The organism is Aliarcobacter cryaerophilus ATCC 43158, assembly GCF_003660105.1.
Taxonomy (GTDB): domain Bacteria; phylum Campylobacterota; class Campylobacteria; order Campylobacterales; family Arcobacteraceae; genus Aliarcobacter; species Aliarcobacter cryaerophilus.
Map to the genome: position 1 here is coordinate 496,004 of NZ_CP032823.1, position 18,537 is coordinate 514,540.

Sequence of the window (18,537 nt, forward strand, 5' to 3'; positions counted from 1 at the left end):
ATATCTACACAGAAGTAAAGAAACTAATAAAAGCAAATAAACTTCCTATTATTAAAACTGATTCACTCATTGATATTCTCCAAATTTTAAATATTTTAAATAATATCAAGAAAATTTAAAAATATCTAAAAAAATTACAATTTGTAATGTTTTTATCTTATAAATATTTTTTACTATATTTAAACTAGTGAAATCATACAGAGAAAAATAATCTCAAAATAGTGTAAAAAAGTAACATATTTAAATAAAACTGAAATGCTTATTCACTTAGTTGTTTTTAGAACAAATTAAACTAAAAGAGTACCTGAAAATGGTAAATATTTTTTTACATTTCTTAACAAAGTTACTTAAAAATAAGCTTTTACTTTATAACTATTTATCCGAATATAAGTTTGATTACAATAATTTGTTATTAATATTTACTTTTAAGTAGGAGGAGTTAATATGAATGGTAACATTGAGCGAGTAAGAGAAGTTTTTACTCAAAAATCAACTAGAGTTGATACAAATAAAGGGGATGAGTTTTATAACTCATTATTTGAAAAATCAAAAGCTAGATTAAAACTTTTAAGAGATCAAAAACCTCTTAGAGATATAGATATGATTGAGGTTATTGAAACTGAAGGAGTAAACAGAAGAGATTTTATGAAGTGGGTTAGTGCAACAACTGCAACACTTATGCTTCCACCTATGTTTGCTCCTTTAGTTGCAGAAGCTACTGAACTAATGAATAGAGTTCCAGTAATTTGGATAGAGTTACAAGATTGTGCTGGAAATACAGAAGCTCTTTTAAGAAGTTCTGCTCCAACTGTTGATGATTTACTTTTTGATGTTTTAAGTTTAGAGTTTCATCATGCTTTAATGGCATGTGCAGGAAATGATGCAGAACATCAATTAGATGATGCTATTGAACATTTTAAAGGAAAGTATTTACTTTTTGTTGAAGGATCTATTCCAACTGCTATGAATGGAAATTATGGGACAATTGGACCATCAGGTGAAACTTTTCAAGAACATTTAGCAAGATTGTCAAAAGATGCAGCTGCTATTGTAGCTGTTGGAACATGTGCCACATTTGGTGGAGTTCCAGCTGCTGCTCCAAATCCGACTGGTGCTGTTGGAGTTATGGATTTAGTAAAAGGAAAACCAATTGTTAATATTCCAGCTTGTCCAGCGAATCCAGCAAATATGGTTGGTGTTGTTTTACATTATGTTTTAACTGGTCAAGTTCCTGAACTTGATTCACTTTTAAGACCAAAATTTGCATTTGGATATAGAATTCATGATAACTGTGAAAGAAGAGCTCATTTTGATGCAGGAGAGTTTGTAGAAGAGTGGGGAGATGAAGGAGCTAAAAACAATTGGTGTTTATATAAAGTTGGTTGTAAAGGACCAATGACATTTAATAACTGTTCAATTATTAGATATAACGATGGTGCAAACTGGCCAGTTGGTGTAGGGCGAGGATGTATTGGATGTAGTGAACCAGATTTTTGGGACAAATATGCTTATGAAAGACCAATGGCAACTGCAAGAATTAAACCACCAACAGGTGGAGTTGAAAAAACTGTTGATGAATTTGGTCTAGGACTTTTAACAGCAACTGCTGTTGGTATTGGAGTTCATGCAATTGCAAGTGTAGTTGCTGGTAAAAAATCAAATGAAAATGAGGAGAGATAATGACAAAAAAACATTTAGTAGTAGATCCAATTACAAGGATTGAAGGACATCTTAGAATTGAAGCAATTATAGATGAGAACAATGTTATCACAGATGCTTACTCTTCTTCTACAATGTTTAGAGGAATTGAAGAGATTTTAAAAGGAAGAGATCCTAGAGATTGTGGACTTCTTGCAATGAGAATTTGTGGAGTTTGTACAGGAACTCACTATCAAAGAAGTATTGAAGCTGTTGAAAATGCTTTTAGTGTAACTATTCCTAAAAATGCAAGATTGGTACGAAATCTTATCCAAGGTGCTTTATATCTTCACGACCATGTTGTTCATTTCTATCATCTACATGCACTTGATTGGGTTGATATTACAAAAGCACTTGACGCAGATCCAAAGAAAACGGTTGCTGAAGCTCAAAAATGGGCGGGGCTTTCAAATCAAAGAGCTTGGAATGCTTCTGAAGATGTATATATTCAAGTAAAAGAGAGAGTTCAAAAATATATAAAACAAGGAAGACTTGGTATTTTTGGAAATGCTTATTGGGGTAGTGAAGGTTTTAAATTAACTCCTGAACAAAATTTAATTGGTCTTTCTCACTATCTTGATGCTCTTGAATTACAAAGAGATTTAGCAAAAATGATGGCTATTTTTGGTGGTAAAAATCCTCATCCACAATCTTTTGTAGTTGGTGGAGTTACTTGTGTTCAAGATATAAAAAATCCTGCAAGAATTGCTGAATTTAAACAACTTCTTAAAAGAGGAAGAAAGTTTATTAAAGAGGCTTATTTACCAGATGTTTATATGGCTGGAACAATGTATGGTGAAGAGGCATTAAATGGAACAGGTGGTGGATTAGGAAACTATATGAGTTATGGTGGATTTAATTTAGATGATTTACCATTTTATAAATCTAAAAAATTATTCCCTGCTGGAATTGTAAAAAATAAAGATTTAAGTAAAGTTTATGAAGTAGATGAAGCAAAAATTACTGAAGATGTTACTCATGCTTGGTATAAAGGAAATACAAATCTTCATCCATTTGATGGAGTAACAGAGCCAAACTATACAGGTTTTGGTAAAAAAGAGAATAATATTGCTTATTTAGATACTCAAAATAAATACTCTTGGATTAAATCCCCACTTTATAATGATGAAAGAATGGAAGTAGGACCACTTGCTAGAATGGTTGTTGGATTTGCTAGTAATGATGAGTTAATTAAAAAATATGTTACAAATTTTTTAACTAATGCAAATCTTCCTGCAACAGTTTTATTCTCAACTGTTGGAAGAACAGCAGCACGTGCAATAGAGAGTGAACTTATGGCTGATGTTATGATGGACTGGGTGGATGAATTAGCTTTAAATGCTGCAAATGGTGATTTATCAACATGGACAGAGTTTGATTTTAATACAGTTGCAAAAGATGTAAAAGGAATTGGTCTTGAAGAAGCACCAAGAGGAGCATTAGGGCACTGGGTAAAAATTAAAGATGGTAAAGTTGTAAATTATCAAACAGTTGTTCCTTCAACTTGGAATGCAGCTCCTAGAGATTATAAAGGAAGAATGGGAGCTTATGAAGCTGCTTTAATTGGTACAAAAGTTGCAAATGTTGAGCAACCTTTAGAGATATTAAGAACTATCCATAGTTTTGATCCTTGTATTGCTTGTGCGGTTCACCTAATTGATACAAATGGTAAAGAGCTTGGTGTTTATAAAGTAAATCCAATTTAAGGAAAGTACCATGTCAAAAAATATAGAAATAAAAAGAATGACAGGAACTATGAGAATAGTTCACTGGGTTACATTTTTTAGTATGATAACAGCTGTAATCACAGGCTTATATATTGGTCATCCATATTATCAAACATTTATAGCAGATCCTGCTGTTGATAAATATGTTATGGCATGGAATAGATGGGCACACTTTATAGTTGCTATTATATTTGATGTAACAGCTATTTTGGTTGGATATTTATATTTCTTTTCAAGATTTGAGAAGCCTTATAAAAAACTAATTCCTAATAAGAAAAATATTGTTGAATTTTTTGAAGTATTATTAAATTTAATAACACTTAATAGAAGAAAAAATTTTGATTCAAGCCATAGCGATAGTTTTAATATTGTATTTTTTACAATATTTCATCTACTTTTAGTGTTTATGCTATTTACTGGACTTCAACTTTATGTTCATGGATTAGCATCTGGACATAGCTCTATTGGAGCTTGGTGGCCAGCAATGCTTCATTTGTTTACAGATTGGACTTTATATGTTTTTGGTGGAAATATGGGAGTTAGAATTGCTCATCATTATAGTATGTATTTTATACTTGTTTGGGTAATGTTTCATATTTATTATCAAATTTGGAGAACAATCTTCTGGAAAGAGGGTGATATTGCTATTGTGTTTGGTGGAAGTAAGTTTGTAAAAGAAGAGGAGAAATAGGGGTTTAAAAGGCTTTGCCTTCTAAACCTTTTAAATATTTATATGAAAGATACAATTATTATAGGCGTGGGAAATATGCTCTTTAAAGATGAGGGTATAGGAATTTATACTAGTGAGTATATCAAACAAAATTATGAGTTTGATGAAGATTTAGAGATTATTGATGGTGGAACATTAGGATTTAAACTAATGGCATATTTTCAAGAGTATAAAAATGTCATTATTTTAGATACTGTGTCTATTGATGATGAAGCTGGAAGTATATTTAGGCTTCCTAGTGATGTTTTATTAGGACTTGGTAAATATAGAAAAACAGCACATGAAGTAGAGATTGTAGAGATGCTTGAAATTGTTTCAGTTTTAGATTCTCATGCAAATGTTACAATAATTGGAATAGTTCCACAAGATATACAAAGTGTTGAAATAGGACTTACAAAACTTATGGAAGAAAGATTTCCATTTTTTATAGAAACTTCTATAAAAGAGATAGAAAGTTTAGGGTTTAAACTTACAAAAAAATCAGATATTGCTGTTCCTGATATTGTAAAAAGTTTAATTGGAAGCTACAATGGCTCTCATTTAAATAGAATCCCAAATGAAGAGGATTTTACGCATGAAGTTAATCTATAAAATAGAGTACAACTCAACTTCTTTTTATTTTAAAAGATTAATAGATGAGTTGATAAAAAACTCAAATATAGATGCAAATACAAAACAATATGTTGGATTTATTTTAATATTTATTGATGATGAGCTTGAAAATATTGAAAAGTTTTTTTTAAATTTAGAAACAAATCTTCCTTACTCTATGTTTTTGAAAAAATCATATTTAATAGATGATTTTAATGAAGAGATTAAAGAGTTAGAAGATAAAAATATAAAAGAGAATTTTGAGATTTTAACAAATACAAAAGTTAAAGATATCTTAGAAAATTCTAATTTCGATTTTTTAAGACAAATTGTTAATTTAAATAAATATTTGGTTGTTGAATTTGAAGAATTAAATCTCTTTTTACCAAATAAAAATTTAAAAGAAAACTTTGAAAAAGAAAATTATGAAGTTAAATTAATAGTTACAAACAGCCAAGTCTTAACAGATCTATTTATAGTAGAAGAGTCTGAAATAAATCTTTTATGTTCAATAGAGAGACCTTTGGTTAAATTGAAATTAAAAAATATAGATGAAAATATTTCAAATAGTGGATATATTTTTACAAGGCTTGTAAACTCTTCAAAAGAGGTTGAGCTATCAAAAGCATTAAAAGAGCAAAATATTAATTATATTTTATATGTAAATAAAAAAGATGAGTTAAAAGCTTGTAGTTTTGAGGGACTAAATCTTATTATTAGTGATGATAAAACTTTATATCCCAAATATGATTATAAAAAAGATTTGATATTTAATTCAAGTAGTGAATATTTGAACTCTTTTTTAAATGTTTATAATGCATGTTTACATGAGAATAACCTTTTAGATAAAAACTCTATTGGAGTATATTTTTCATTAAATTCTAAAAATAGTTTTGTGGATATAAAAGTTTTAAATGAAGAAGAAAAAAGAGTAATATATATTCCTGATATTGAATCTAATATGAATCAAATTTTAGAAGATATATCTTTGATCGATGAAAATTGTAAAAGATTAGTGGATAATTTTTCAAAAAAGTATCTTTATACAAAAGAGATAAAACTTTCAAATAACAATGGATTTTCAACTATTATAGAAGCTATTGCAAAACTTTTAAATATACAATCAGTAAAAGATTTTGAAGATTTGGCACTAAATAGTGGATATGTGGATGCTTTACAAATTGATATGAAATTAATTAAAATTGACAATAAAAACTATTTAGATTATAGAAAAACTATTCAATCTGTAATGTCATATAAAATGGCAAATGTTGATAATGAGACACTTAGTTTCTCTTTTTATGAATTTTTAGGAGAATTTATAATAGATTATTTAAGGGAAATAGCAAGAAAAATAGATGTAAAAGATATAGTTTTATGTGGAGATATCTTTTCAAATAGACAAGTTTTTCATAAAGTTTATAAAGAACTTAACAAAAAATATAATCTAATTTTACCAACAGAGTATGCAATGGATTACATATAAGTAAAAAAATAAAAGTTTACGGAACTGTACAAGGTGTTGGATTTCGACCTTTTGTATATAATCTAGCAATAAAATACAATCTTTATGGCTATGTAAATAATGATAATATTGGAGTAAATATAGAAGTATCTGGAAAAACTAATGATATTTCTAGTTTTTTAGAAGAGTTAAAAAATAATCCGCCACCTCTTGTAGTTATTGAAGATATCAAAATAGAAGATTCAAATAAACAATTTTTTGAATTCAAAATAGAAAATAGTAATAGTTGTGATAATAAAACAACTACAATTCCTCCTGATATAGCTATTTGTAAAGATTGTATAGATGATATTTTTGATAAAAACAATTTTAGATATCGTTACTCTTTGACAAATTGTACGAACTGTGGACCTAGATACTCTATAATAAAAACTGTTCCATATGATAGAATTAATACTTCTTTAAAAGATTTTTCTCTTTGTAAAAAGTGCCAAAATGAGTTTGAAAATCCAACAAATAGAAGATATCATGCACAAGCAATATCTTGTGAAGATTGTGGACCAACAACTTTTTTATATGATAGTAAACAAACCTTAATTGCTTCAAAAATAGACGCCATAAATTTAGCTTCAAAATATATAAATGATGGAAAAATTTTAGCTATAAAAAGTATGGGGGGATTTCACATAATTTGTGATGCCTCAAACGATAAAACTATAATTAAATTAAGAGAGTTTAAAAAAAGAGCTACAAAACCTTTTGCTGTTATGTTTAAAGATACAAATATTTTAAAAGAATATACAAAATATTCACAAATAGAAGAAAATATTCTAACTTCAAAACAAAGACCAATAGTTTTATTAGAAAAAAAAGAAAATCAAAATATATCAAATTTTGTAGCACCAAATATAAAAAAAATTGGTTGTTTTTTACCAAATAGTGCTTTACACTATCTTTTATTTGAAAACTTATCTAAGCCAATTATCGCAACTAGCGCAAATTTAAATGGTGAACCAATAATTACAACAAAAGAGGATATTTTTTTAAAACTAAATAATTTAGTTGATTTTATACTTGATTATAATAGAGAAATATTAAATAGTTGTGATGATTCAATAGTACAGGTTGTAAATGAAAAAATTATAAAACTTAGAAATAGTAGAGGATATGCTCCTAATAGTTTAAAAGTTGCTGGAAAATTTAGTAAAAAAATTTTAAGTTTAGGAGCAAATCAAAAATCAACTTTTAGTATAGCTTTTGATAATAAGATTATTACAACTCCATATTTAGGAGATTTAGACTCTATTGCTTCTATAGAAAACTATAAAAAAACAGTAGAAAATTTGCTCTCTTTTTATGATTTTGTACCTGAAATTATAGTTTGTGATAAGCATCCAAAATATGAGAGTACTAAATTCGCTTTTTGGCTTTTGGATAAAAATCCAAATTTAGAGTTAGTTCAAATTCAACATCACTATGCCCATGTTTTAGCAGTTTTAGCAGAAAATTCTTTAAAAGATGATGTTTTGGCATTTGTTTTTGATGGGACAGGATATGGAGATGATAAAAATATTTGGGGTGGTGAAGTTTTTATTGCAAATAAAAAAGAGTACAAAAGAGCTTATCACCTAAAATATTTTAAACTTTTAGGGGCAGAATTAGCAATAAAAGAGCCCAAAAGAGTTGCTTTATCTTTACTTTTTGATAATTTTACTCTAGAAGAGATTTTAGATTTACCTTTAGATTTTTTAAACTCATTTGAAAAATCAGAGATAAAAATTCTATATACTCTTTGGCAAAAGAATTTAAATTCACCTCTTTGTAGCTCTTTTGGAAGATTATTTGATGCAGTTTGCTCACTTGCTAATATTCTTCATATTCAAGAATTTGAAGGACAAACTGGTCTTTATATAGAAAATTTATATGATGAAAATATAAAAGAGTTTTTTTCTTACGAGATTATCAATAATACTATTGATTTTTCAAAAATGATAAAAGAGATTTTAAAAGAAAAAGATAAAAGAATCGTTGCTTCAAAGTTTATAAATACAGTTGCAAATATTGTTCTTGAGATATCAAATTTACACAAAGATTTACCTATAGTTTTAAGTGGTGGAGTTTTTCAAAATAAAACTTTGGTGGAGATTTTATTAAAAAGATTTCAAAAAATTAATAGAAAGGTTTATTTAGGAGAAAAATATAGTCCAAATGATGAATCTATAAGTTTAGGTCAAGTATATTTCCAATTAGAAAATTAAATAAAAGAGGTTTTATAATGAAATGTCCAGTTTGCAAAGATATAGATTTAGTAATGAGCGAAAGACAAGGTGTTGAAATTGATTATTGTCCATCGTGTAGAGGAGTTTGGCTTGATAGAGGTGAGTTGGATAAGATTATTGAGAAAAGTTCAACTTATCAGTCACATAATCAACAATCAAATAACCATGCAAGTTATGCTAAAAATGATGATAGAAATTCATATAATAAACATAACAATTACCAACAATATAACTCTTATGATAAAAGCCAACAAGCTCCATACAAAAAGAAAAAAGAGGGATTTTTATCTGAAATTTTTGACTTTGATTTTTAATTTTTATAGAAAGCTAAGAGATTTTAAAATCTCTAGCTGTTCAGACTTTTTATAGTTAAATTTAAATTCATACTCTTTTAAATAGTAAAAAAAATTATCTTCATAAACACCTTTGTGTTTTTTTAAATTTTTCTCTAAAAACTTCCAAAATCTATTTAATTTTGTTTGATGTGCATTTTGAGAATGAATTTTATACCAACTTAAATATTGAATAAATCCATCTTCTACATCAAATGCTCGATTACCTATTTTTGGCATTAAAAGTGTGTAAACTTTCTGATTTGAATAAAAACCAATAATATTTATAGCTTCACTAAGACTCTTTTTCTTCTTTACTTTTTCTCTCTCTTTTAGGTAATAAAACTCTTCATACTCAGTATTATCTTTAATTGATGAGTTATAAATATCTTCAGAGTAAATTGCAATTTTTTGTCTTAAAACATCAAACCTATCTTTTACGGTTTTATAATTTAATTTTAATTCATTTGAAACTTCAAAAGCACTCTTATTTTCACAGAATTTTTGAATTATTAAAATATCTTTTTCAATCTTTTTTAAAGATAGTTTTTTGGCACATTTTTTACATTTTATATAATCATTTGCAAGAGTATAAAAATCTTTATTTTTACAGTTTGGGCATATCATGAATAGATTTTAACAAATTTGTTCTAAAAACATATAGGTGTTTATAATATATCAAATAGTTTTAAAAGGAAATGGGCTAGACTTGTGAAAAATAAAAGGGAAGAATAATATGTGTAAAGACTGCGGATGTACAATAGCTGGAATGGAACACAACCATAATCATAGCCATGAGCATGGACATACTCACCATAATCATGAAAACAGAACTATGTTTAAACCTATAAATGACAATTTAAAGACTAATCCTTTACTAAATGATTCAAAAACTATATCAGTAATTCAAAAGATTTTAGATAAAAATGACCATGAAGCAACACATAATAGAGCTCATTTTGATCAACACAAAGTTTTAGGAATAAATTTAATGTCAAGTCCAGGAAGTGGGAAAACTACACTTTTAGAAAATCTAGTTGATATGGTAGATTTTAAATTTGCAGTAGTTGAAGGTGATTTAGAAACTTCAAGGGATGCAGATAGATTAAAAGCAAAAGGAATAAATGCTGTTCAAATCCAAACAGGAAGTGCATGTCATTTAGATGCTTTTATGGTTCATAAAGGTTTACATGATATTAAACTTGCTGATATTGATGTTTGTTTTGTGGAAAATGTTGGAAATCTAGTTTGTCCTGCTTCTTATGATGTGGGAACTCACTTGAATATTGTTTTAGTTTCTGTTCCAGAAGGGGAGGATAAAATTGCAAAATATCCAGTTATGTTTAGATGTGCTGATTTAATCCTTATTACAAAAACAGATTTACTTCCTTATTTTGAGTATGATATTGAAAAAGAGAAAGCAGAAGCTAGAAAACTAAAACCAAATGTTGATATATTAGAAGTAAATATAAAAGATAAACAATCACTTCAAAGTGTAATTGATTGGATTAATTTCAAAAGGAGAATGAGATAATGTGTTTATCAATTCCTTCAAAAATAAAAAGTATAGACACTGAAATGAACAGTTGTGTGGTTGATACTATGGGAGTTGAAAGGAGTGCTAGTTTAGATTTAATAGACCAAGATGTAGTAGTTGGCGATTATGTATTAATTCATATTGGTTTTGCTATGAATAAAATAGATGAAGAAGATGCCTTAGAATCACTCAAAGTTTACCAAGAGATAATAGAAAAGATGGAAGAACAAGATAGATTAGAAGCAATTGAACAATCTGAAAATTGCCTAAATAGATAATACCATGGAAGAAAAACTACAACTAAAAGATTTATACGATGGTTTTAGAGATGCTAAAACTATAAAAGCATTTAAACAAATCATTGATGAAGACTTAAAAGATTATGATGGAATCATAAATATCATGGAAGTGTGTGGTGGACATACTCACACTATTATGAAGTATGGAATCCCACAACTAATAAATAAAAAAATCAATTTCATCCACGGACCTGGTTGTCCTGTTTGTGTTATGCCAAAAGAGAGAATTGATAGTGCATACGCTTTGAGTTTACAAGAGAATGTAATACTTGTAACTTTAGGAGATATGATAAAAGTTCCAGGAAGTAATGGAAGTTTACAAAATGCAAGAAGTCAAGGGGCAGATGTAAGATTTGTTTATTCTCCAATGGAGTGTATAAAAATAGCAAATGAGAATCCAAATAAAACAGTAGTATTTTTTGCCATAGGATTTGAAACAACAACGCCAATGACTTGTGCATTACTAGAGCAAGTAATCAAAAACGACATAAAAAATATATTATTTCATATAAACCATATTACAGTTCCAGAAGTAATGCAAGTTTTAGTTCAAGATGAGAACTGCAAAATTGATGCCTTTTTAGGACCATCTCATGTAAGTGTCATAAGTGGAAGTAAAATTTATGAAGAGTTTCCAAGAGATTATAATAAACCAGTAGTTGTGAGTGGATTTGAACCAGTAGATGTTATGCAATCACTTTCTATGATAGTAAAACAGTTCAAAGAAAAAAGAGCTGATTTAGAAGTAGAGTACAAACGACTTGTTTCATATGAGGGAAACCTAAAAGCCCAAGAGTTAATAAACAAATACTTCAAAAAAGTTCCTTTTAAATTTAGAGGAATAGGTGAGGTTCAAAATAGCGGATATGAACTAAAAAATGAATATGATAACTACAATGCCAAAATAGTATATAAAGAAATTCTACCAACCAAAGAAGTAAAAGATAATAAGGCATGTAGATGTCCTGAGATTTTAAAAGGAGTTGCAAAACCAACAGATTGTAAAATCTTTGGAAATGTATGTACTCCATCAAATCCTATTGGCTCTTGTATGGTAAGTAGCGAGGGTGCTTGTAGTGCTTATTATAAGTATGGGAATTTGTTGTAAAATATGAAAACTATTGTGGTTTAATAATTAATGAAATAAAGGAAAATATACTAAAAGTGGAAAGTTTAAATGTTTAGTGAGGATAATTCAATAGAATCTAAAAAAGTATATTTTTTTTGCTTTGTTTTATTTATTGTTATATTAATACAATTTACTTTTGTTCGTAATTATTCTAATTATAGTGATGTACCTCAGGGAATTATGATTGAAGCTTTTGGTGTTATAGCTGATATATTCCTTTTTGGTATAGCTATAACAATATATGAAATATTTTGGAAAAAAAAGGAAACGATAACTCGTTATTTAGAAGAATTAGAAGATTATTGTGGATGGAATGAAAAAGAAGCAAGTTATAGAGTATTTGGATTAATAAAAAGACTTCATAAATTTAATAAAACAGATATTGATTTATCAAATTGTTATTTTGAAGAAGTACCTTTTAGTAAAAATTCGTTTAATGGTTTTGATTTTAAAGAATCTTTATTATATGGTACAAAATTTAAAAAATGTAACTTACAACTTTCAGTATTTAATAACATTCACCAAAAACATATTAAAAATATTTTTGACTATGGAACTGTGATTGAAAAAGTAGTTTTTCAAAATTGTAATTTAAGAGATAGTAAGTTTATGAATAATTTAAATTTTTTGGATATACACTTCTCAGAATGTGATATGAAAAATGCTAATTTATCTAATAGTGGTTTTTTATCGTGCCATTTTAAATCAATAGATTTTCATAATGCGAATTTTGAAAAAACTAAATTTAAAAGTTGTGTATTTGAACAAATTGATTTTAATAATTTAAAATTGATTGATATGGAATGTAATACATGTAAATTTATTAGTTGTAAAAATGTTGATTTAATTAAAAATAATACTAATCCAGATCCAGAAATTATTAAAGACATAAATGAAATAAATATTGAGAGTAAAAAATGAAAAAAATAGGATTTATCGGTGTTGGAGTTATTGGAAAATTTATGGTTTCAAATTTGCTAAAAAATGGATTTGAAGTAAGCATTTATGCAAGAAATAAATCAAAAGTAGAAGAGACTATAAAGGAGGGTGCTATTTTTTGTGAAAGTATTAAAGAGTGTGTACAAAACAAAGATGCGATTATCACAATAGTTGGTTATCCAAAAGATGTAGAGGAATTATATTTTTCACAAGATGGGATTATAAACTCTGCTTCACAAAATTCATACTTAATAGATATGACAACTACAACTCCAACATTATCTGTAAAAATTCATGAAGTTGCAAAAAAGAAAAATCTAAAAGCTTTAGATGCACCAGTTTCAGGTGGAGATGTCGGAGCAAAAAATGCAACTTTATCTATTATGGTAGGAGGAGAGCAAGATGATTTTGAAGCTTGTAAAAAACTATTTGAGGCGATGGGAAAAACTATCGTTTATGCTGGAGGCTCAGGTAGTGGACAACATACTAAAATGGCAAATCAAATAGCAATTGCAGGAGTTATGGCAGGAGTTAGTGAAGCTATTGCTTATGGTAAAAAAATGGGGCTTGATATACCAACTATGTTAGCAAGTATTAGTAATGGATCAGCTCAAAGTTTTCATCTTACAAACAATGCTCCTAAAATGTATAAAAGAGAGTTTGATCCAGGTTTTTATATAAAACATATGGTAAAAGATTTAAAAATAGCATCAGAAGAGATGCCAAATTTAGAAGTATTAAAAGATGTATTACATATGTATGAAACACTCGAAAGAAATGGTGATGGTGATTTAGGAACACAAGCTATTTGTAAATATTATGAATAAAGGTTTTTGATGGATATAGAAAAAATAAAACAAAGAATACAAAAGTTTAGTGATGATAGAAATTGGGAAAGTTTTCATAATCCAAAAAATTTAGTTATGGCATTAAATGGCGAAGTAGGTGAGCTAAATGAAATTTTTCAATGGCTAAACTTTGAAGAGTCTATTAATTTACCTGATGATGTAAAAGAACATGCAAAAGAAGAGGTTGCAGATATTGCTATTTATCTTCTTAGAATCTGTATGAAACTTGACATTAACCTTGAAGAAGCCATTATGAATAAGATTATAAAAAATGAAAAAAAATATCCAGTTGAAACATCTCAAGGTGGAAGTAAAAAGTATAGTAAAAGTAGGGAAGATAAATAAATGACAAAAACAATAACACTATCACATGGAAACGGTGGAGCAGAAAATAACGAGTTGATAAAAGAGGTTTTTTATGAAGCTTTTAAAAATGAGATACTTGAAAAAAGTGAAGATGCAGCAGTTATAGAAAATGGAAAATTAGCCTTTAGTACAGACTCTTTTACCGTAAGTCCTCTTTTTTTCAATGGAGCAAATATCGGAAAACTAGCTATTTGTGGAACTTGCAATGATTTAGCAATGATGGGAGCAAAGCCAAAATATCTTACTTGTTCAGTTATTATAGAAGAAGGGTTTGAAGTTGAGCAACTTGAACTTATAGTAAACTCTATGAAAGAAGAGTTAGCTAAAAATGAAGCTATTGTTGTAAGTGGAGATACAAAGGTAGTGCCAAAGGGAAGTGTTGATAAGATTTTTATAAATACTACTGGTATTGGAGAGATACTTTATAGTGGAATAAGCTCAAACAATATTACGCAAGATGACTTGATACTTGTAAACCGTGACATTGGAGCTCATGGAGCTACTATTTTTACTGCACGAGAAGGTATGGATATGCACTCAAATTTAAAAAGTGATTGTACCTCTTTATATCCTCAAGTAAAAGCTTTAATTGACGCAAGTGTTAAAATAACAGCTCTTAGAGATGCTACAAGAGGAGGAGTAAGTGCTGTTTTAAATGAGTGGGCAAAACAATCAAATATCTGTATTGAAGTAGAAGAAGAGAATATTCCAGTAAGTGATGAGGTAAAAGGAATTTGTGAGATGTTAGGATTTGAAGCTACAAATTTAGCAAATGAAGGAACATTTCTACTTGCAATAAAAAAAGAAGATGTAGCCAAAGCGATAGAGATTTTACATAAATTTCCAGAAGCTTCAAACGCTTGTATCATAGGAAAAGTGACTCAACAATATCCACAAAAAGTTATTTTAAATAGTTCTTGGGGAACAAAAAGATTTTTAGATACACCAACTGGTGAACTGCTTCCAAGAATTTGTTGATAAACTCAGTGCAACTAGTTGCACTCTTTAGAGTTTTTGCTTCTTTTTAACAGAATTTATTTCTTTGTTAAAAAAGAAGACTTAATATTAAAAAGGAAACTAATATGCACGAATATAGTATTGTTCAATCACTGTTAGAAAGTTGTGAAGAACACGCAAGAGAAAATGATGCAAAAAAAGTTACAAAAGTAGTTGTAAAAATTGGAGTTTTAAGCGGAGTTGAGCCAGAGCTTCTTCAAACAGCTTTTGATACATTTAAAGAACAAACAGTTTGTAATGATACACAATTTATAATAAATGTTCAACAAATAGAGATTTTTTGTAATAAATGTAATACTAATTCAACTTTACAAAAAAATGAATTTGCTTGTCCAAAATGCCAAAGTGTTGATTTAAAAGTAACTGATGGAGAAGATATGTATCTTATGAGTTTAGAATTTGAATAATATGGTTCTAAATTTATATAAGAAATAGTAAATTTTATTTTACATAAACTAAAGATAATTATAATTTCACAAAATAAAATAAGGAATTTTTATGAAAAAAGTAATTTCAGCTTTAGCATTAATGGCACTTTTTGCAAATGCACATTTTTTAACTCTTCTTCCAACTAGTGATAATATTGAAGATAAAAAAAATTCAAATATCAAAATAGATGCTATGTTTATTCACCCTTTTGAACAAAGTGGTATGAATATGGAGAAGCCAAAAGGTATTTTTGTAAATAACACTAAAAACTCTCTGCCTTTAAAAGAGACAAAAAAATTTGATAACAAAGCTTGGGAAACTTCATATTCAATAAATAAACCTGGAGTTTATAAGTTTTTTGTACAACCAGAGCCATATTTTGAAGAGTCAGAAGGTTTATTTATAAGCCATGTACCAAAAGTTATAGTTAGTGCATTTGGTGTTGAAGATGGATGGGATGAACCAATTGGTTTAAAATATGAGATAGTTCCACTTACAAAACCTTTTGCTCTTTATTCTGGAAATATTTTTCAAGGTGTTGTTTTAAAAGATGGAAAACCACAAGCAAATGTTGAAGTAGAAGTTGAACTTTATAATGAGTTTGGTTTAGAAGCACCAAGCTCTTCACATATTACTCAAAGTGTAAAAACAGATAAAAATGGAGTTTTCTCTTTTGTGATGAATCACAAAGGTTGGTGGGGATTTGCTGCACTTATTCTTGAGGGAGAAAAAGAGCTAAATGGTAAAAAATATCCTATTGAAAATGGTGCATTATTTTGGTTAAAAGCTTACTAAAATGCATATTAGTGATGGTGTTTTAAGTTTAGAAGTTACAGTAGTTTCGACTATTGTAGCTTTTGGTTTTTTTGCTTACTCTTTTAGAAGTTTAAATAATGAAAAGATAGTTTTAGCATCGGCATTTAGTGCTCTTTTTTTTGTAGCTTCATTTATTCATATACCATTTGGACCAACACAAATTCATCTCATGCTTTTAGGATTTATTGGAATATTTTTAGGAAGTGTTGCAATATTTTCTGTATCTTTAGCACTTATTTTACAAGCTTTACTTTTAGGATTTGGTGGAGTTAGTTCTATTGGAGTAAATATATTAATTATGGGATTAGCTTCATATTTGGTATATATTATTTTTAAATTAAATTTTTTAAGAGCTTTAAATGAAAAGATAAAGTTTTTTTTAATTGGATTTAGTGGGGTTTTTATATCCACTTTTATTTTATTTATACATCTTATATTTTCAAAAGATGAGTATGAAAAACTTTCTTATACTATTATTCTTGCAAATATACCTACTATGATTTTAGAAGGTTTAGTTACACTCTTTTTATTTTTATATATTAAAAGAACAATGCCTAGTTTATTAAAAGGATTAAATATATGAGATTTTTTTTAATTTTAGTTTTACCAATATTTTTATTTGCTCATAAAGTAAATCTATTTTTAGACTTAAAAGATGATAATCTTTATATAAATTCATATTTTGCAAATGCTAAACCATGTATGAATTGTAAATTTAAAATAGAATCAAATGAAAAAGTAATTTTTGAAGATATTTTAGATGAAAAAGGTGAGTACAGCTATAAAACATCTGTAAATGATTTAAAAGTTATTGTAGATGCTGGAAGTGGTCACAGTGTAAGTAAAAAAATAAAACTTCAAGAGCAAAAAAATGAAGAAAAAATAATACAAACAGAAAAAATAGATAAAGAGATAGAGAGATTATTAGAAGAAAATAGAGTACTTAAAAATCAAATAAATGTTTTAGAAGAACAATTAAATTACTTTGAAATTTTCAAAATAGTTTTTGGTCTAATTTTAATTATTTTAATTTTTATAGTTCTAAAAAGAGCTAAAAGTTGAGTTTAAATCCAGCTATTGGACTTATTAGTGCTATTGTTTTTAGTTTACTTTTAAGTTTTTCAAATTTAGAAGTAATTTTTATTATTCCTGTGGTTTTTTTGATATTTTTAAATCTAAAATATATTTTAATAATTTTAAAAAAACTACTATTATTAAACTTTTTTATAGTTTTTTTAGTACTCTTTTTCTATTTTGAAACAGACTTTAATCAAGCAATAAATCTATTTTTTAAGATAAATTTGATTATTTTATTTAATCTTTTATTGTTCTCTTCTTCACATGGTTTTGATATTGTAAAGGGATTTATGATACTAAGATTTCCACAAAAATTTATATCGGCTTTATATTTCACAGTAAAACTTATTTTTGAACTAAATTTAGAATTAAAGAATATTAAATTATCTTTGAAAGCGAGAAATTTTAAAGCAAAAACAGATATATTTACTTATAAAACATATGGAAATATATTTGGAATACTATTTTTGAAGATGATTTTAAAATCAAATAATTTAAAAGATACTCTTTTGCTTCGAGGTTTCAAAGAGCAGATATTTTTGAATTATGATTCTAAAATATATTTATATGATATTGTTTTACTATTTTTGATATTCTTTATTTTTATCTTAAAGGTTTTTTTATGAGTTGTTCATTAAATTTAAAAAATATTTCTTATGTAAAAGAAGAAAAACTATTATTTAAAGATATAAATATTGATTTAGGGCATAAAGAAAAAATTGCGATTGTTGGAGCAAATGGAGTTGGAAAATCAACACTTTTAAAGATTATGGCAGGATTAATTGAACCTTCATTTGGTGAAATTAAGCTATTTCATAATTTGATAAAAAGTAAAAAAGATTTTGAAAAGTTTAGAGATGATATAGGATATTTGCCACAAGATGTGAGTAGTTTTTTTCTATGTATTACTGTGATTGAAGATATAATGTTTTCGTTACAAACTTTAGGAATTGAAAAAAAAGATGCTTATACTAAAAGTAAAGAGATTTTAAAAAATCTTAATATATTACATTTAGAAAATAGGGTTATTTATGAGCTTAGTGGTGGTGAACAAAAAATTGTCGCACTTGCTGCGATTTTAGTAAAAGAGCCGAAAATTCTACTTTTAGATGAACCAACAAATGCACTAGATGAAGAGAGTGAAAATACAATTTTAGATATTTTAAGTAATATAGATAAATCTATGATAATAGTTTCTCATCATAAATCTTTCATTGAAAGAGTAGTTTCTAAGATTTATAATTTAAATTCTTTATAA

Annotated in this window: 21 protein-coding genes; 20 read left to right on the top strand and 1 reads right to left on the bottom strand. The window is 27.3% G+C overall.

All coding sequences use genetic code 11. The features are described 5' to 3' along the window. Window positions 1-444: 444 nt before the first annotated feature. From ACRYA_RS02425 to ACRYA_RS02455, 7 genes are read left to right on the top strand one after another with little or no spacing between them, the layout of a single operon-like run. Window positions 445-1,680: a hydrogenase small subunit gene (locus ACRYA_RS02425; RefSeq protein ID WP_105918056.1), complete on the top strand. Its 1,236-nt coding sequence runs from the start codon at window positions 445-447 to the stop codon at window positions 1,678-1,680. Then, on the top strand, window positions 1,680-3,404 hold the full coding sequence (locus ACRYA_RS02430; protein ID WP_105918057.1) for a nickel-dependent hydrogenase large subunit: 1,725 nt from the start codon (window positions 1,680-1,682) through the stop codon (window positions 3,402-3,404). The genes ACRYA_RS02425 and ACRYA_RS02430 overlap by 1 nt, the downstream gene beginning before the upstream one ends. A 10-nt stretch (window positions 3,405-3,414) precedes the next feature. Further along, window positions 3,415-4,116: a cytochrome b/b6 domain-containing protein gene (locus ACRYA_RS02435; RefSeq protein ID WP_105918058.1), complete on the top strand. Its 702-nt coding sequence runs from the start codon at window positions 3,415-3,417 to the stop codon at window positions 4,114-4,116. A 42-nt stretch (window positions 4,117-4,158) separates the two neighbouring features. Further along, the gene (locus ACRYA_RS02440) at window positions 4,159-4,746 is read left to right on the top strand and encodes a HyaD/HybD family hydrogenase maturation endopeptidase (protein ID WP_105918059.1); all 588 of its coding nucleotides are present in this window, start codon (window positions 4,159-4,161) and stop codon (window positions 4,744-4,746) included. Next, window positions 4,730-6,232, top strand: a complete 1,503-nt coding sequence (locus ACRYA_RS02445) for a Kae1-like domain-containing protein (protein WP_105918060.1) — start codon at window positions 4,730-4,732, stop codon at window positions 6,230-6,232. The genes ACRYA_RS02440 and ACRYA_RS02445 overlap by 17 nt, the downstream gene beginning before the upstream one ends. Window positions 6,233-6,240: 8 nt before the next feature. Continuing rightward, the gene (hypF, locus tag ACRYA_RS02450; protein WP_228199793.1) at window positions 6,241-8,469 is read left to right on the top strand and encodes a carbamoyltransferase HypF; all 2,229 of its coding nucleotides are present in this window, start codon (window positions 6,241-6,243) and stop codon (window positions 8,467-8,469) included. Window positions 8,470-8,486: 17 nt separating this feature from the next. After that, entirely contained in the window at window positions 8,487-8,804 is a 318-nt protein-coding gene (locus ACRYA_RS02455; RefSeq protein ID WP_105918062.1) for a TFIIB-type zinc ribbon-containing protein, read from the top strand. Between the two features lie 3 nt (window positions 8,805-8,807). Here the strand turns inward: ACRYA_RS02455 and ACRYA_RS02460 are convergent, their stop codons facing one another. Next, a complete protein-coding gene (locus tag ACRYA_RS02460; protein ID WP_105918063.1) occupies window positions 8,808-9,449 on the bottom strand; it encodes a hypothetical protein in 642 nt (213 codons plus the stop codon). 109 nt (window positions 9,450-9,558) lie between these two features. On the opposite strand from ACRYA_RS02460, the gene hypB reads away from it, so the two are divergent. From hypB to ACRYA_RS02525, 13 genes are all read left to right on the top strand, one after another. Beyond that, window positions 9,559-10,356 carry a hydrogenase nickel incorporation protein HypB gene (gene hypB / locus ACRYA_RS02465; RefSeq protein WP_105918064.1) on the top strand — a complete coding sequence of 266 codons (798 nt, stop codon included), beginning with the start codon at window positions 9,559-9,561 and terminating at the stop codon, window positions 10,354-10,356. Beyond that, window positions 10,356-10,637: a HypC/HybG/HupF family hydrogenase formation chaperone gene (locus tag ACRYA_RS02470; RefSeq protein ID WP_105918065.1), complete on the top strand. Its 282-nt coding sequence runs from the start codon at window positions 10,356-10,358 to the stop codon at window positions 10,635-10,637. Before hypB ends, ACRYA_RS02470 begins: the two co-directional genes overlap by 1 nt. Window positions 10,638-10,641: 4 nt before the next feature. Next, entirely contained in the window at window positions 10,642-11,766 is a 1,125-nt protein-coding gene (gene hypD / locus ACRYA_RS02475; RefSeq protein WP_105918066.1) for a hydrogenase formation protein HypD, read from the top strand. A gap of 201 nt (window positions 11,767-11,967) precedes the next feature. Continuing rightward, window positions 11,968-12,708: a pentapeptide repeat-containing protein gene (locus tag ACRYA_RS02480; RefSeq protein ID WP_165786107.1), complete on the top strand. Its 741-nt coding sequence runs from the start codon at window positions 11,968-11,970 to the stop codon at window positions 12,706-12,708. After that, window positions 12,705-13,553, top strand: a complete 849-nt coding sequence (locus ACRYA_RS02485) for an NAD(P)-dependent oxidoreductase (protein ID WP_105918068.1) — start codon at window positions 12,705-12,707, stop codon at window positions 13,551-13,553. Before ACRYA_RS02480 ends, ACRYA_RS02485 begins: the two co-directional genes overlap by 4 nt. Window positions 13,554-13,562: 9 nt before the next feature. After that, window positions 13,563-13,919: a nucleotide pyrophosphohydrolase gene (locus tag ACRYA_RS02490; RefSeq protein ID WP_105918069.1), complete on the top strand. Its 357-nt coding sequence runs from the start codon at window positions 13,563-13,565 to the stop codon at window positions 13,917-13,919. Next, on the top strand, window positions 13,920-14,918 hold the full coding sequence (gene hypE, locus ACRYA_RS02495) for a hydrogenase expression/formation protein HypE (protein WP_105918070.1): 999 nt from the start codon (window positions 13,920-13,922) through the stop codon (window positions 14,916-14,918). 104 nt (window positions 14,919-15,022) lie between these two features. Beyond that, on the top strand, window positions 15,023-15,364 hold the full coding sequence (gene hypA, locus ACRYA_RS02500; RefSeq protein WP_105918071.1) for a hydrogenase/urease nickel incorporation protein HypA: 342 nt from the start codon (window positions 15,023-15,025) through the stop codon (window positions 15,362-15,364). 91 nt (window positions 15,365-15,455) lie between these two features. Further along, complete coding sequence (locus tag ACRYA_RS02505; RefSeq protein WP_105918072.1) at window positions 15,456-16,181, top strand: DUF4198 domain-containing protein; 726 nt, start codon at window positions 15,456-15,458, stop codon at window positions 16,179-16,181. A gap of 1 nt (window position 16,182) precedes the next feature. Further along, window positions 16,183-16,785 carry a CbiM family transporter gene (locus ACRYA_RS02510; protein WP_105918073.1) on the top strand — a complete coding sequence of 201 codons (603 nt, stop codon included), beginning with the start codon at window positions 16,183-16,185 and terminating at the stop codon, window positions 16,783-16,785. Next, window positions 16,782-17,264: a hypothetical protein gene (locus ACRYA_RS02515; RefSeq protein ID WP_105918074.1), complete on the top strand. Its 483-nt coding sequence runs from the start codon at window positions 16,782-16,784 to the stop codon at window positions 17,262-17,264. Before ACRYA_RS02510 ends, ACRYA_RS02515 begins: the two co-directional genes overlap by 4 nt. Continuing rightward, the gene (locus ACRYA_RS02520; RefSeq protein WP_121443275.1) at window positions 17,261-17,905 is read left to right on the top strand and encodes a CbiQ family ECF transporter T component; all 645 of its coding nucleotides are present in this window, start codon (window positions 17,261-17,263) and stop codon (window positions 17,903-17,905) included. Before ACRYA_RS02515 ends, ACRYA_RS02520 begins: the two co-directional genes overlap by 4 nt. Beyond that, window positions 17,902-18,537 (top strand): energy-coupling factor ABC transporter ATP-binding protein, encoded by a 636-nt coding sequence (locus ACRYA_RS02525; protein WP_105916753.1) that lies wholly within the window; start codon window positions 17,902-17,904, stop codon window positions 18,535-18,537. Before ACRYA_RS02520 ends, ACRYA_RS02525 begins: the two co-directional genes overlap by 4 nt.